Source organism: Kitasatospora sp. NPDC004723 (assembly GCF_040609255.1).
Classification (GTDB): domain Bacteria; phylum Actinomycetota; class Actinomycetes; order Streptomycetales; family Streptomycetaceae; genus Kitasatospora.
Genome location: NZ_JBEXJT010000025.1, coordinates 103,290 through 118,440, shown reverse-complemented (window position 1 = coordinate 118,440; position 15,151 = coordinate 103,290). Strand labels below are relative to the sequence as shown.

Below are 15,151 nucleotides of genomic sequence, written 5' to 3'. Positions count from 1 at the left end.
GCCCGGTTACATTCCGAACCCGGAAGCTAAGCCTCACAGCGCCGATGGTACTGCAGGGGGGACCCTGTGGGAGAGTAGGACGCCGCCGAACAAATATTCTGGAGAAGCCCCCGCCGGTCATCGGTCGGGGGCTTCTCTGTTGTAAGGTCAACATGCAGTAGTTGCTATACGTGACAGGAGGCCCCCGGGTGGAGGTCCAGGAGACGCGGGTCCAGACCGATCGCGTCCTCACCATCCCCAACCTGCTGAGCATGGGCCGGCTGGTCGGTGTTCCGCTCTTCCTCTGGCTGATCCTCTGGCCGGTGTTCGACGGACCGAACAACGACGGTTGGGCCTTGCTGATTCTGATGCTCAGTGGCATCAGTGATTACCTGGACGGGAAACTCGCCCGGCGGTGGGGTCAGATCAGCCGGGTGGGGCAGCTGCTCGACCCGCTGGCGGACCGGCTCTATGTGTTCTCCACCCTGGTCGGTCTGACCTGGCGTGAGATCCTGCCGTGGTGGCTGACGGCGATCCTGCTGGCCCGTGAGGTGTTTATCGCGGCGCTTCTGCCGATTCTCAACCGGCACGGCTACGGACCGTTGCAGGTGAGTTTCCTGGGGAAGGCCGCGACATTCAATCTGATGTACGCCTTTCCGCTTCTGCTGCTCGGTTCCGGGGACACCTGGATCGCGCAGCCGGCCGAGGTCGTGAGCTGGGCGTTCATCTGGTGGGGCACGGTGCTCTACTGGTGGGCCGCCATTCTCTACGCGGTCCAGGCGCGGCAGATCATCCGCGGCGACGCCGGCTCCTCGGTGTCCACGGTCTGAGACGTGATCTGAGAGAATTCCCACGACGCCACGGTGCGTCGGACCATACCTTCCGGGTAGACCACCTCTGGAACGGTTTGATGGACCCGCAGGGCCCACCACCGCGAAGGAGGACGCACCCGTAATGAAAGCCGTTGTTATGGCAGGGGGCGAAGGCACTCGACTTCGCCCGATGACCTCCAGCATGCCGAAGCCGCTGCTTCCGGTCGCCAATAGGCCGATCATGGAGCACGTGCTTCGGCTGCTGAAGCGGCACGGTCTCTCCGACACCGTCGTGACCGTCCAGTTCCTGGCCTCACTGGTGAAGAACTACTTCGGTGACGGCGAAGAGCTGGGCATGCATCTCACCTATGCGAACGAGGAGACCCCACTAGGCACTGCGGGGAGTGTCAAGAACGCCGAGGACGCTCTCAAGGACGACTCCTTTCTGGTGATCTCCGGCGACGCGTTGACGGACTTCGACCTCTCGGAATTGATCGAGTTTCACCGCAGTAAGAACGCACTGGTCACCGTCTGTCTCACCAGGGTGCCGAACCCCCTGGAGTTCGGGATCACCATCACCGACGACGAGGGCCGGGTCGAGCGCTTCCTGGAGAAGCCGACCTGGGGGCAGGTCTTCTCGGACACGGTGAACACCGGCATCTATGTGATGGAGCCCGAGGTCTTCGACTACGTCGCGGCCGGCGAATCGGTGGACTGGTCGAGTGACGTGTTCCCGCAGCTGCTCAAGGAGGGCAAGCGGGTCTACGGCTACGTGGCCGAAGGCTACTGGGAGGACGTGGGCACCCACGAGAGCTACGGCAAGGCCCAGGCGGACGTCCTGGAGGGCAAGGTCGACGTCGAGCTCGACGGGTTCGAGATCTCCCCGGGCGTCTGGGTGGCCGAGGGCGCCGAGGTGGACCCGGAGGCGGTGCTGCGCGGTCCGCTGTACATCGGCGACTACGCCAAGGTCGAGGCCGGGGTGGAGATCCGCGAGCACACCGTGCTCGGCAGCAACGTCGTGGTGAAGCGCGGCGCCTTCCTGCACAGAGCGGTCGTGCACGACAACGTGTACGTCGGGCCGCAGAGCAATCTGCGCGGCTGCGTCGTCGGCAAGAACACCGATGTGATGCGGGCCGCGCGGATCGAGGACGGCGCGGTGATCGGGGACGAGTGCCTGGTCGGCGAGGAGTCGATCATCGCGGCCAACGTCCGGGTCTACCCGTTCAAGACGATCGAGGCCGGCGCCGTCGTCAACACCTCGGTGATCTGGGAGTCCCGGGGGCAGGAGCACCTCTTCGGGGTGCGCGGCGTCTCCGGCATCCTCAACGTCGAGATCACCCCGGAGCTGGCCGTCCGGCTGGCCGGGGCGTACGCGACGACGCTGAAGAAGGGGGCGACCGTCACCATCGCGCGTGACCACTCGCGTGGTGCGCGCGCGCTCAAGCGGGCGATGATCTCGGCCCTGCAGACCAGCGCGATCGACGTCCGCGACCTGGAGAACGTGCCGATGCCGGTGGCCCGGCAGCACACGGCGCGGGGCAGCGCGGGCGGGATCTTCCTGCGGACCACCCCCGGGGTGCCGGACTCGCTGGACATCCTGTTCTTCGACGAGCGGGGGGCCGATCTGTCCCAGGCCGGCCAGCGCAAGCTCGACCGCGTGTACGCGCGGCAGGAGTACCGCCGGGCGTTCCCCGGGGAGATCGGCGACCTCACCTTCCCGTCCAGCGTCTTCGACTCCTACGCGGGCAACCTGCTGCGGACCGTGGACATCACGGGCGTGCGGGAGGCGGGGCTGAAGGTGGTCGTGGACACCGCGCACGGCAGTGCGGGGCTCGTCCTGCCGAGCATCCTCGGCCGGCTCGGGGTGGAGGCGCTGACCGTCTCCAGCGGGCTCGACGAGTCGCGGCCCACCGAGGACGCCGAGGAGCGGCGGGCCGGGCTGGCCCGGCTCGGGGAACTGGTCGCTTCCTCGCGTGCGGCCTTCGGCGTGCGCTTCGACCCGGTGGGCGAGCGGGTGGCCTTCGTGGACGAGCTGGGCCGGGTGATCGACGACGACCGGGCGCTGCTGGTCCTGCTGGACCTGGTCGCGGCCGAGCGGCGGAGCGGGCAGGTGGCGCTGCCGGTCACGACGACCCGGATCGCCGAGCAGGTCGCGGCGTACCACGGCACCCAGGTCATCTGGACCACCACGACGCCGGACGACCTGGCCAAGGCGGCCTCCGCCGAGGGCACGGTGTTCGGCGGCGACGGGCGCGGCGGTTTCGTGGTGCCCGAGTTCAGCGGGGTGCTGGACGGGGCGGCGGCGTTCGTCCGGCTGGTCGGCCTGGTGGCCCGCACCCAGCTCACGCTGAGCCAGATCGACGCGCGGATCCCGCAGGCGCACATCCGCCGGCGGGACATCGCGACGCCGTGGGCGGCGAAGGGCATGGTGATGCGCTCGGTGGTGGAGGCGGCCGGCAGCCGGCGGCTGGACACCACGGACGGCGTCCGGGTGGTGGAGACGGACGGGCGCTGGACGCTGGTCCTGCCGGACCCGGCCGAGGCGGTCACCCACCTGTGGGCCGAGGGCCCGGACGACGCGGCGAGCGAGGCCCTGCTCGACGAGTGGGCGGCGGTGGTCGACGGCGCCGGGCGGTGAGCCCGGGGCGGGGCGGGACGGCGGTGGCCGTCCCGCCCCGCTGTCCGTTTCGGGCGGTTGGTCACGGTCCGCCGGGTTTGGCATGTGTGCAGGTCAGGGGGCGTGCGCCGGGCCCTCGCGCGACATGGGACGATGGTCCCCATGTCAGCGACGCCGGGGCAGGGTGCCAGCAGTGGACGGTTCAGCCGTCCGGATGCCTCGATGTCCCTGCTGACCAACGTGATGGACCACAGCCTGGACGAGGGCTACGCCGAGGCGGCGGCCGCGCGGGGCGGGGACGGCCCGTACCGGATACCGGGGACCCTGCGCGGGGCGCTGACGCTGGGGGCGGGACTGGCGCTCGTCGGCGCGGTCGTCACGGTCGGGGCGGTGAACGCGCACAAGGCGGAGCCGACGCTCGCCAAGGAGCGCGACGCGCTGATCCACCGGATCAACGACGCCAACGGCTCGGCCGACCACCTCCAGCAGCAGGTCCAGGACCTGCGCCGGAAGGTCGAGACCACCCAGCAGCAGGCGCTCGCCTCGGGCGACACCGAAGCGGCGGCGGTGGTCGGCGCGGTGGGCCTCGGTGAGGTGACCGGGCCCGGTGTGAAGCTGGTGGTGGAGGACGCGGCCGGCACCGGTGCGGGCGGGAACGTCGACCCGCGCGCCGGCCAGGGCTTCTCCAACAGCGGGCGGCTGCGCGACCGCGATCTGCAGCTGGTGGTGAACGGACTCTGGGCCTCGGGCGCGGAGGCCGTCTCGATCAACGGCCAGCGGCTCACCGCGCTCTCGGCGATCCGCGCGGCCGGTGAGGCCGTCCTGGTGGACAACCGGCCGCTGGTGCCGCCGTACACGGTGCAGGCGCTCGGGGACGGGCCGCGGATGGTGAGCGCCTTCGAGAACGCCATGGCGGGTCAGTACCTGCGGCTGCTGCAGGAGAAGTACGGCATCAAGTCGACGATCTCGCCGCAGAAGGGCCTCACGCTGCCCGCGGCCGTCGGCGTCACGCTGCGGACCGTCCAGCCCGCCACCCCCGAGGCCTCGCCGAGCGCGGGCTCGAGCGGCTCCGCGAGTCCGGGCGCGAGTCCGGGCGCGAGCGGGACCGGCGCCCCGAGCGGGAGCCCCACGGCCGGCGCGCCGTCGACGGGAAGCCCGTCCGCCGAGGCCTCGCCGTCGCCGAAGGCGAGCGGCAAGCGCTCGCCGAGTGCCCCGCCCAGCAGGACCACCACCTCCCACCCGCCCACCGCGACCACTGGGTCGCCCGCCGCAGCGACAGGAGCCGCTACACCGTGATTGCCGTACTGGGTCTCGTGATCGGGGTCGTCGTCGGACTCTTCGTCCAGCCCGAGGTGCCCGACGCCGTGGTGCCCTACCTGCCGATCGCGGTGGTGGCGGCGCTGGACGCGGTGTTCGGCGGCGTCCGCGCGATGCTGGACGGGATCTTCGACGACAAGGTGTTCTTCGTCTCGTTCCTCTCGAACGTGGTGGTGGCGGCGCTGATCGTCTTCCTCGGCGACCAGCTGGGCGTCGGCTCGCAGCTGTCCACGGGCGTGGTCGTCGTGCTCGGCATCCGCATCTTCTCCAACGCCGCGGCGATCCGGCGCCATGTCTTCCGTGCCTGAGCCGGACCGCGGGCGCGCGGCGGAGGAGAAAGTGGACGGATCGGCGGGAGAAGTCGTGCAGGACGAGAAGCGAGGGGAAAGGTCGGAGGTCGAGGCGGTGGGCGCGCCGGTCGAGCCCGAGGCCGAGCCCGTGGCCGCGGTCGAGCCCGTGGCCGTGGTCGTCCCGTCCGGTCCCGGGCGCGCCCCCGGGGTGACGCCCGCGCCCGCGCGTGCGCCGGAGGTGACGGCACGGACGCCCGTCCTGGACGCCGGGTCGGACGCCGTGGCGCCGGAGGCCGAGGAGGAGCCGGAGCCCGAGGACGACCTGGAGGAGCCCGAGCACGCTCCGATGTCGGTGTCCGCCCACACCGTCGACCGGCACGCCGGGCGGCGCCGGCTGATGGCCGCGCTGTGGCCGCCGCGGCTGTCGCGCGGTCAGCTGGTGGTGGCCCTGCTGCTGTTCTCGCTCGGCCTGGGCCTGGCGATCCAGGTCCGCTCGACCAACGACCACCACAGCCAGCTGCGCGGCGCGCGCCAGGAGGACCTGGTCCGCATCCTCGACGAACTGGACAGCCGTCAGCAGCGTCTCCAGCAGGAGAAGGCGGAGCTGGAGCAGTCCCTGGCCAAGTTGGAGAACAGCTCCAACCAGGCCAAGGAGGCCCAGGAGCAGACCAGGAAGAAGGCGACGGAACTCGGCGTCCTCGCCGGGACCGTCCGGGCCACCGGTCCGGGCATCGTACTGACGGTCGATGATCCCCAAGGGCAGGTGAAGGCAGATATGCTGCTGGACACCCTGCAGGAACTCCGAGCGGCGGGGGCGGAGGCGATTCAGATCAACGATGTGCGCGTGGTGGTCAACACCTACTTCACGGACGTGTCCGGCGGCGGTGTGCAGATCGACGGCAAGAAGGTCTCGGCGCCCTACCGCTTCACCGTCGTGGGGAACCCGCAGGACCTCACGCCCGCGTTGAACATTCCGGGAGGCGTGGTCCGTACCCTGGAGAGCCACCAGGCTCGCGCGACGATCTCCCCGCAGCAGAAGGTGGTCGTCGACGCCATCGTCGATCCGAAGACGCCGCAGTACGCCAAACCGGCTCCGAAGTGACCGTCACGTTCGGAGCGCCGCTCCAGCCGGCCCGATCCACGACCGGGCCCGCATCCTGTCCGAGGTTCTCACCCTGCCCCACGGGCGGGTTTGTCACACGCAAGGGGATTCGCCCGTGAGTTTCTTCTCGAAGTTGTTCGGTCGTAACAAGGGCCGCAACGCGGCCGCGGCGGAGGCGCCCACCGCGCTGCACCGCCGGGACGACGAGCCCGCCGTGCCGGGCATGCGCTCCGCCCCCGAGGGCGCGGAGTACGCCGAGCGTCCGCTGTTCCGGGACGGTGCCCAGTACGCGGGGAATCAGGCGGGCTACGGCGCGTCGGTTGACCCCTCCGGCGCCCCGCGCATAGGTTTCCCGACAGGACCCTCAACCTCTGGTGGAGGGTTTGCCCCGGACCCGTACGCCGGGCACAACCCGTCGGGTGTGCCGCGCCAGGAGGCTGTGAACATGGCTGGCCCCACTCCGTGCCCCAGGTGCGGCAACCAGAACCCGGCCTCGGCCCGGTTCTGCTCCAACTGCGGCACGGCGCTGCGCGGCGGGCTGCTGCCCGAGGGGGCGGCCGAGACCACCTCGACCATCTCGATCTCCGGTCTGGAGTCCTACGACCCCAACACCACGACCGGGACCGGCACGCCGGCGCTCTCGGCCGAGGTGCTGGCCGCGATCGACGCCCTGCCCCCGGGCTCGGCCCTGCTGATCGTCCAGCGCGGCCCGAACTCGGGCAGCCGGTTCCTGCTGGACTCCGACAAGACGACGGCCGGCCGTCACCCGCAGGGCGACATCTTCCTGGACGACGTCACGGTCTCCCGCAAGCACGTGGAGTTCCGCCGGACGCCGGGCGGCGGCTTCACCGTCGCCGACGTCGGCAGCCTCAACGGCACCTACGTCAACCGGGAGCGGATCGACGAGGTCGCCCTGAACAACGGCGACGAGGTGCAGATCGGGAAGTACCGGCTGGTCTTCTTCGCCAGCCACAACCGGGGGTACTGAAACCAACGTCGGCAGGAGCCCGAGTGAGTCCGAACAGCACTTCCTCTCCTCTCGGGGCGATCACCCCCGCGTCGTCCGGCCCCCGGCCGGACCAGGGCGCGCGGGGGGTGGTCGCGGCCCCCAGGCAGCCGCTCCGGCCGGACCGGCCCGCCGGGCGGCGGCGCGGCGGTGACGAGCTGTTGAGCATCGGCGCCGTGCTGGCCTTCCTGCGCGACGACTTCCCCGAGGTCACCATCTCCAAGATCCGCTTCCTGGAGGCGGAGGGGCTGGTCGAGCCGCAGCGCACGCCCTCGGGGTACCGCAAGTTCAGCCCGGCCGACGTCGAGCGGCTGGCCTACGTGCTGCGGATGCAGCGCGACCACTACCTGCCGCTGCGGGTGATCCGCGAGCACCTCGACGCGATCGAGCGCGGCGAGAGCCCGCCGGCGCTGCCCGGGGCCGCGGACACCCGGCCCGGGCCGCTGGAGGAGGCGGACCGGGAGCTGACCGCCTCGGCCGAGGCCTCCGCCGGGGTCCGGCTTGGCCGGGCCGAGCTGCTGGCGGCCGCCGAGGCCGGCGAGGCCGAGCTGGCCGAGTGGGAGTCCTACGGACTGGTCGCCCCCGGGCCGGACGGCGGCTACGACGGCGAGGCGCTGCAGGTCGCCCGGCTGGTCGCCGAACTCGGCCGGTACGGGCTCGAGCCGCGCCACCTGCGGGCCATGAAGGCGGCCGCGGACCGGGAGGTCACCCTGGTCGAGCAGGTGGTGGCGCCGCTGCGACGGCACCGCAACCCGCAGACCCGGGCGCACGCCGAGGCCACCGCCCGGGAGCTCGCGACGCTGTCCGTCCGGTTGCACGCCGCGATGGTCCAGGCCGGCCTGCGGATCCGTTCGTAACGGCCGCCCCTTCGTGCCCACCCCGCTGACCAGCGGCGTCGGCGCTGCGCTTTCATATCCGGGTCGGGAGCCATAGGGTTGCCTGTGTGAATGAGCTCGACGTCGTGGGTGTCCGGGTGGAGATGCCTTCCAACCAGCCGATCGTGCTGCTCCGGGAGGTCGGGGGCGATCGCTACCTGCCGATCTGGATCGGCCCCGGCGAGGCGACCGCGATCGCCTTCGCCCAGCAGGGCATGACGCCGGTGCGCCCGCTGACGCACGACCTGTTCAAGGACGTCCTGGAGGCGCTCGGCCAGCAGCTCACCGAGGTCCGGATCACCGATCTGCGCGAGGGCGTCTTCTACGCCGAGCTGGTCTTCGCCGGCGGGGTGGAGGTGAGCGCCCGGCCGTCCGACGCGATAGCGCTGGCGCTGCGCACCGGAACCCCCATCTACGGGAGCGAGGAGGTGCTCGCGGAGGCGGGCATCGCGATCCCGGACGAGCAGGAGGACGAGGTCGAGAAGTTCCGCGAGTTCCTCGACCAGGTGTCGCCGGAGGACTTCGGCGGGGGCGGCCCGCAGTAGGGCGCGGGGCGGCCCGGGGGCGCTGCGGAAGCCGGCCGGAAGGCCGAAGTGCCGTAAGCGGTGCGGCTGTTTTGCCAAAATGCCTCCACCTACCCACACTAGGGGCACGAAAAACCACTCTCCTGGGTGACGCGGTCTGTTCGGCCCGGCGTGGCGATCGTTGACGGGCCATGGGGGACTGCCTACCGTCAGGAGGGGCTGCCCGGGTGTCCGACGCCCGAGGTCTGGGTTGCCCGCAGCACGAGTGGACGGAGGTAGGCATGACCGGCACTGGCGATGAAGTGGCCACGGGAGGCCTGTGCGCCGTGCACCTGCCGCGCACCACACGAACGGTGACCGAACTGCCCCGGACGGCGGAGCTGCCGCGGGTGGGACGGTTCCCGGCGGTACAGCCCGGCCAGCCGGCTCTGGAGCGGTTCTCGCCGACGTCCGAGCTGATCGGCTACCGGGGCCCGACCGCCTGCGCGGCGGCCGGGATCACCTACCGCCAGCTGGACTACTGGGCCCGCACCGGCCTGCTGGAGCCCAGCGTCCGCTCGGTGTACCCGGCGAGCAGCCAGCGGCTCTACGGCTTCCGCGACATCCTGCTGCTGAAGATCGTCAAACGGCTCCTGGACGCCGGCGTTTCGCTGCAGAACATCCGGGTGGCGGTCGCCCATCTGCAGGCCGCCGAGATCGCCGACCTGGCCGGGCTGACGCTGATGTGCGACGGCGCGACGGTGTACGAGTGCACGACGCCCCAGCAGGTGGTCGACCTGATGAAGGGCGGCCAGGGGGTCTTCGGGATCGCGGTCGGAGCGGTCTGGCGGGAGCTGGAGCTGACCCTGGTGCGGCTGCACGGGGAGCGCACCGACACCGGCGAGACGGTGGTCGGCCAGGACCCGGCGGACGAGCTGGCGCAGCGGCGCAACCGGGCTGTCTAGGGCACGCCCCAAGGACTTCGAGGGACGCCGTGGGCCCGGACGGGGAACCGTCCGGGCCCACGGCGTCGTCGTGCCCGGTGAGCCGGGACGAGGGAGGGCAATGTGCGGCGGTTCGGTGACGGGATCCCCGGTCTGGTGGCGCGCAGGGCGGTGCGGCTCGGTCTGCGGCTGCGCCGGCGGCCGGTGCAGCGGCGGCTGTTCCAGCTGGTGACGCTCGGCTGCTCGCTGGCGCTCGCGCCGAGCGCCTGGCTGTGGCTCGCCGCGGGGGACCGGGTCGGCACGGTGGCGAGCGCGCCCCCGGCGCCGGTGGCGGTGGTGTTCGGCGCCGGGCTGTTCGACGGCAAGCCCTCGCCGTACCTTGCCCACCGGCTCGACGCGGCGGTGGAGCTGTACGGCACGGGGAAGGTCCAGGCGATCCTGGTGACCGGTGACAACGGCCGGACGAGCTACGACGAGACCGACGCGATGCGCGGGTACCTGATCGAGCACGGGGTGCCGGAGGTGCGGGTGGTCGGCGACTACGCGGGGTTCGACACCTGGGACTCCTGCACCCGGGCGCACCGGATCTTCGGGGTGGACCGGGCGGTGCTGGTCAGCCAGGACTTCCACGTCCGGCGGGCGCTGGCGCTGTGCGAGGCGGCGGGCATCGAGTCCTACGCGGTGGGGGTGCCGGAGGTGCGGGACGCGACCTGGCTGTACGGCGGGTTCCGGGAGATCCCGGGGGCCGGGAAGGCGGCGCTGAACGCCTGGCTGCGGCCGGACCCGCTGTTCCTCGGCCCGCGCGAGCCGGGCATACCGCAGGCGCTGGCGGACGCGGGGCCGGAGCAGTCGGCGCGCTGAGCGGGCGGCCGGGTTCGGCGGCGTTGTCGCACCCGTGGGGCATGATCGGCGGGTGCGGTCACTGCCGAGCATCATCCACCTCGACATGGACGCCTTCTTCGCGTCGGTGGAGCAGGCGGCCAAGCCGAGCCTGCGCGGCAAGCCGGTGATCGTCGGCGGACTGGGCGGGCGCGGGGTGGTGTCGACCGCCTCCTACGAGGCGCGGCGGTTCGGGGTGCACTCGGCGATGCCGATGGCGCAGGCGCGTCGGCTCTGCCCGAACGCGGCCTTCCTGGCCGGCCGTTTCGAGGCGTACCGGCAGGTGAGCGAGCTGGTGATGGGGCTGCTGCGGGAGCTGTCGCCGCTGGTGCAGCCGCTGAGCCTGGACGAGGCCTTCGTCGACCTGGAGGCCGGTCCGTACGGCCCGGTGCTGGCCGAGGCGGAGCACGGGACGGGGGAGCGGCTGGTGCTGGCGCTGGCGGAGGACCTGCGGGCGGACATCGAGCGGCGCACCGGGCTGACCGCCTCGGTCGGGGCGGCGGGCTCGAAGCTGATGGCCAAGATCGCCTCCGAGCAGGCCAAGCCGGACGGGCTGGTGCTGATCGAGCCGGGGCAGGAGCGGGCGGTGCTGGGGCCGATGCCGGTGCGGGCGCTGCCGGGGATCGGCCCGGCCACCGAGCAGGTGCTGCGCCGGGCGGGGCTGAACACGGTGGCCGAGCTCGCCGAGGCGGGGGAACCGGAGCTGGTGCAACTGCTGGGCAGGGCGCACGGGGCCGGCGTCCACCAGATGTCGATAGGCCTGGACGACCGGCCGGTGGTGGCGGACCAGGACGCCAAGTCGGTCTCGGTGGAGGACACCTTCGAGGTGGACCTGGCGGACCGGGACCGGGTGCTGCGCGAGGTGGAGGCGCTGGCGCTGCGCTGTGTGCGGCGGCTGCGCGGGGCGGGGCGCTCGGGTCGCACGGTGGTGCTGAAGGTCCGGCGTTTCGACTTCTCCACGCTGACCCGCTCGGAGACGCTGCGCGGTCCGACGGACGAGGAGGCGGTGATCGTCGAGACCGCCCGGCGGCTGGCCGCGCAGGTGGACATCACGGGCGGGGTGCGGCTGCTGGGCGTGGGGGTGGCGCAGCTGGCCGACTACACCCAGGAGGACCTGTTCGCGCAGGCCGTCCGGGAGGAGGCCGAGGCCGCCGGGGCCGGGGCCGAGGAGGAGCCGGAGGCGGTCGAGGAGGAGGCCGTGGCGGTGCGGCGCTGGCTGCCGGGGCAGGACGTCCACCACGCGGAGCTCGGGCCGGGGTGGGTGCAGGGCAGCGGGGTGGGGCGGGTGACGGTGCGCTTCGAGACGCCGTGGAGCGGGCCGGGGCGGGTGCGGACCTTCGCGATCGAGGATCCCGCGCTGGAGCCGGCCCGGCCGCTGCCGCTGCGCGAGGGCTGGCCGGGCGCGACGGAGGAGCGGGAGGACGACGCTTAGACGCGAAGCGGCCCCACCCGGCAGGGGGGCCGGGTGGGGCCGCGTGCGTTCCGGGCCTCGGACGGTCGCGATGCCCTCGGCGACCGTCCGGGTCCGGTCCCCGCGCCCTGTCCCTGGGCGCGGGGCCGGACGCCTCGTCAGGCGTCGGTCTTCACCGGCTCCCGGCCGGAGGTCAGGTCCGCCGCCGGGCTGCCGGTGGTCACGCTGGTGACCGGCTTGACGGAGCGGATGAGGAACGGGACGGCGCCGGCCACGGCGCAGACCACGGCGGCTGTCCAGAAGGCGTGCCGGTAGGCGTCCAGGGTGGGCAGCGAGACCGGGATCGGCAGCTTCATGGTGTCGCCGGTGAGGACGGCGGCCATGACGGCGGTGCCGATCGCGCCGCCGACGGTGCGCAGCACGGCGTTCATGCCGTTGGCGATGCCGCTCTGCTCGGCCGGGACGGCGCCGTTGATGTAGGCGGGCATCGCCGAGAAGGCGAGGCCGATGCCGAGGCCGAAGATCGCCGAGGAGAGGTAGATGTCGCCCTCGTGGCTGTGCCGCAGGGCCAGGTAGGCCATCGAGACGGCGCCGAGGACGCCGCCGAGGACCAGCGGCAGGCGCGGGCCGCGGCGGGCGATCAGCAGTGCGCCGAGCGGGGCGGCGACCATCGAGCCGAGGGCGGAGGGCAGCAGCATCACGCCGGCGTGCAGCACGGTGGCGGTGAAGCCGTAGTGGGCGAGCTTCTCCGGGGTCTGGGCGAAGTTGCTGATGACCATGAAGGAGCCGTACATGCCGAAGCCGATCAGCAGGCCGGCCAGGTTGGTGAAGGCGACGGCGGGGCGCGACATCATCTTCATGTCGACCAGCGGGTGCGCGACCTTGACCTCGATGACGCCCCAGATCAGGGCGACCACGGCGGCGACGGCGAACAGGCCGAGGGTCTTGGTGGAGGTCCAGCCCCAGTGGTTGCCCTGGCTGACGGCGACCAGCAGGGCGGAGAGCCAGCCGGCGAGGGCGATCGCGCCGAGCGGGTCGGCGCCGCCGTCCTTGTCGGTGACCGGGTCGGTGGGCACCCGCAGTGCGACCAGGGCGACCGCGATCAGACCGAAGACCAGGCCCATCCAGAAGATCGACTTGTAGCTCCAGTGCTCCAGCAGCAGGCCGGTGGCGACCAGGCCGAGGCCGCTGCCGACACCCATCGAGGCGCTGATGGCGGCGACGCCGCCGGTGACCTTCTGCTTGGGCAGTTCGTCGCGGACGATGCTGATGGCGAGCGGCAGCACGCCACCGCCGGCGCCCTGCAGCACGCGGGCGACGACCAGCCAGGTGAAGGAGTGGGTGGAGACCGCGAGGGCGGAGCCCGCGACCAGGCCGCCGAGCGAGATCAGCAGCATCGGCTTGCGCCCGCGCAGGTCGCCGAAGCGGCCCAGCAGGGGGGTCAGCACGGCGGCCGACAGCAGGTTGGCCGTCATCAGCCAGGTGATGCTGGAGCCGGAGACGCTCAGTTCCTTGGCGAGCGAGGGCAGGATCGGGACGACCGCGGTCTGCACCACGCTGAACGACAGCATCGCCAGGATGAGGGCCGGCAGGACCCGGGCGCTGCTCTGCTTCTCGGCCGCGGTGGTGGGCTGTGGTGCCTCACTCACGGTTGCTTCCTCCCGTACATAGTGAATGAACTGAAGTAACCATGCAGGGGGATACTTCAGTGTGTCAAATATTCATTGGTTAAGCCTTGGTAAAAAGGAAGGACCCCGGCCGGGGGCGGCCGGGGTCCTGCGGCAGGGCGGAGCGGGAGTCCGCCGTCAGACGAGCGGGCGGTCCGGAGCGGGCCGGGCCGGGGCCGGCGCGGCGGGCGGCGGCGAGGTCGGGAAGGCCGGCGTGGCCGCGGCGTTGTCGTGGACCTCGACCTGCTCGCGCCGCAGCTCCTCGCGGACGACCTCCTCGGTGGTGTACCGCTCGACCACCAGCCGGACCCGTTCGACCGGCGCCAGGTACTTGCGGACCACCGGACGCTCCTCGCGCAGGGTGACCTCCTCCACCGCCTCGGCGATCTCCTTCTCGTCGAGCGCGGCCCGCTCGGCCTCGCCGACCGGCACCCGTTCGACCCGGACCCGCTCGCGGACCACCGGGATCCGGCGCTCCACCTGCTCGCTGGTCACGTACTTGCGCAGCTTCGCGGTGCCGATCACGTGCCACTCGGTGGTGACGTCGAGGCGCTCCTCGCGGCAGGTGATCTCCAGCGGGCCGGTGGGGGAGGAGGCGGACGGGCCGGTCTCGGGCCGCCGCGCGGGGCGCGGCTGCGGTTCGGTGGCGGGGTGGGGCGCGGTGGGCGCGGCCGGGGGAGCGGTGAAGGTCCGCACCCGGGTCTCGGGCGTGGCGTCGGCCGGCTTGTCGAGGTCGGCCGCCCGGTGGAAGGTGAGCTGCTTGGCCGGGCGCGAGGCGTCGGTGCCGCCGACCGCTCCCGTCCCGTTGGTGGCGGCCGTCCCGTTCGGGGCCCCCGTCCCGTTCGGGACGGGCGGGCTCGCGGGCGCGGCGGTGGGGCCGGTGCCCGCGGTGGTGCCGAAGTCGAGGTCGGCCGGCTTCTCCGACGGGCCCTCGCCCGGCACCGACGGCCGGCCCTCCGCCGGGGTGTCCAGCCCGTAGTAGCGGTAGAGCTGGAGCTCCTGGGCGGGCGACAGGTGCTGGCCCACGCCGAAGTCCGGTGACTCCTTCACCAGGGACTTGTCGTACGGCACCCGCAGCTCGTCGCCGGAGAACTCGCTCGTGGTCAGGGGGACGAAGGCGTCGCGGCCGAAGATGCCGGTCCGGACGGCGGCCCACTCGGGACGGCCGGTGGAGTCGTCCAGGTACACCTCGTCGATGGTGCCGATCTTGTCCCCGTTGCGGTCCACCGCCTTGTGGCCGATGAGGTCCCGGGGGTCGATGTCGGTCTGCACTCTTTTCCTCCAGTGCGGTGAGCTCGCGGAAACGCCCGCAGGACAGCGCCACTTCACACCAAAAGCCATCAAACGGGCGCGCGCGAGCGGGATGCGGCCGGACGGGCCCGGGGCTGCGCCGACCGGGGCACGGCCGCCGACAGCGGTGAAGTCGCCGAAGGACCTGACGCACCCGTGATCGCGGTGCCTCCCGCTGGTACCCTGGGCGCGACCGCCGAGCCCGCTCGGGAGAGTCCTCGACAGCGGAAGCCGCTGGTCGTGGCGCCGAAGGAGCAACTCCTCCCCGGAATCTCTCAGGCATCCGTACCGTGCGGGATAGGTCACTCTGGAAAGCAGGGCAGGATCGCGGGCGAGGGAGCCGGCGGACCCCACCCTCACCGACGGTGCAAGCCGGCGGGGCGTCCCACGGCGCTCCGCGCGGGCGAAGCTCTCAGGTCCCGATGACAGAGGGGGAGGCCTGTCGGGTTCGTCCGACCG

Annotated in this window: 13 protein-coding genes, 1 rRNA gene and 1 riboswitch; of the genes, 12 read left to right on the top strand and 2 right to left on the bottom strand. The window is 72.3% G+C overall.

The genetic code is table 11. The annotated features are described in order from the left end of the window. The 12 genes from rrf to ABZW10_RS23325 form a co-directional block, all read left to right on the top strand. Nucleotides 1-91, top strand: a 5S ribosomal RNA gene (gene rrf, locus ABZW10_RS23380); the annotation flags it as partial. 97 nt (nt 92-188) lie between these two features. Continuing rightward, a complete protein-coding gene (locus ABZW10_RS23375; RefSeq protein WP_355369019.1) occupies nt 189-809 on the top strand; it encodes a CDP-alcohol phosphatidyltransferase family protein in 621 nt (206 codons plus the stop codon). Between the two features lie 124 nt (nt 810-933). Continuing rightward, the gene (locus ABZW10_RS23370) at nt 934-3,429 is read left to right on the top strand and encodes a mannose-1-phosphate guanyltransferase (RefSeq protein WP_355369017.1); all 2,496 of its coding nucleotides are present in this window, start codon (nt 934-936) and stop codon (nt 3,427-3,429) included. A 141-nt stretch (nt 3,430-3,570) separates the two neighbouring features. Then, on the top strand, nt 3,571-4,704 hold the full coding sequence (locus ABZW10_RS23365; RefSeq protein ID WP_355369015.1) for a DUF881 domain-containing protein: 1,134 nt from the start codon (nt 3,571-3,573) through the stop codon (nt 4,702-4,704). Next, the gene (locus ABZW10_RS23360) at nt 4,701-5,033 is read left to right on the top strand and encodes a small basic family protein (protein WP_344340336.1); all 333 of its coding nucleotides are present in this window, start codon (nt 4,701-4,703) and stop codon (nt 5,031-5,033) included. The genes ABZW10_RS23365 and ABZW10_RS23360 overlap by 4 nt, the downstream gene beginning before the upstream one ends. Before the next feature lie 304 nt (nt 5,034-5,337). After that, complete coding sequence (locus ABZW10_RS23355) at nt 5,338-6,117, top strand: DUF881 domain-containing protein (protein WP_355369029.1); 780 nt, start codon at nt 5,338-5,340, stop codon at nt 6,115-6,117. 115 nt (nt 6,118-6,232) lie between these two features. Further along, on the top strand, nt 6,233-7,105 hold the full coding sequence (locus tag ABZW10_RS23350; protein WP_355369013.1) for an FHA domain-containing protein: 873 nt from the start codon (nt 6,233-6,235) through the stop codon (nt 7,103-7,105). A 179-nt stretch (nt 7,106-7,284) separates the two neighbouring features. Further along, on the top strand, nt 7,285-7,980 hold the full coding sequence (locus ABZW10_RS23345) for a MerR family transcriptional regulator (protein WP_355369011.1): 696 nt from the start codon (nt 7,285-7,287) through the stop codon (nt 7,978-7,980). An 86-nt stretch (nt 7,981-8,066) separates the two neighbouring features. Further along, nucleotides 8,067-8,543: a bifunctional nuclease family protein gene (locus ABZW10_RS23340; protein WP_030062493.1), complete on the top strand. Its 477-nt coding sequence runs from the start codon at nt 8,067-8,069 to the stop codon at nt 8,541-8,543. A 260-nt stretch (nt 8,544-8,803) separates the two neighbouring features. Further along, nucleotides 8,804-9,466 (top strand): MerR family transcriptional regulator, encoded by a 663-nt coding sequence (locus tag ABZW10_RS23335; RefSeq protein WP_355369009.1) that lies wholly within the window; start codon nt 8,804-8,806, stop codon nt 9,464-9,466. Nucleotides 9,467-9,601: 135 nt separating this feature from the next. Further along, a complete protein-coding gene (locus tag ABZW10_RS23330; RefSeq protein WP_355369027.1) occupies nt 9,602-10,306 on the top strand; it encodes an ElyC/SanA/YdcF family protein in 705 nt (234 codons plus the stop codon). A gap of 52 nt (nt 10,307-10,358) precedes the next feature. Further along, nucleotides 10,359-11,756 (top strand): DNA polymerase IV, encoded by a 1,398-nt coding sequence (locus ABZW10_RS23325; RefSeq protein WP_355369007.1) that lies wholly within the window; start codon nt 10,359-10,361, stop codon nt 11,754-11,756. A gap of 137 nt (nt 11,757-11,893) precedes the next feature. Here the strand turns inward: ABZW10_RS23325 and ABZW10_RS23320 are convergent, their stop codons facing one another. After that, nucleotides 11,894-13,384, bottom strand: coding sequence for an MFS transporter (locus tag ABZW10_RS23320; RefSeq protein WP_355369005.1), 1,491 nt, complete (start codon nt 13,382-13,384; stop codon nt 11,894-11,896). Between the two features lie 156 nt (nt 13,385-13,540). Next, complete coding sequence (locus ABZW10_RS23315; RefSeq protein ID WP_355369003.1) at nt 13,541-14,674, bottom strand: DUF2382 domain-containing protein; 1,134 nt, start codon at nt 14,672-14,674, stop codon at nt 13,541-13,543. A 215-nt stretch (nt 14,675-14,889) separates the two neighbouring features. Then, a riboswitch (glycine riboswitch) is annotated at nt 14,890-14,993 on the top strand. The last annotated feature ends 158 nt before the right edge of the window (nt 14,994-15,151 follow it).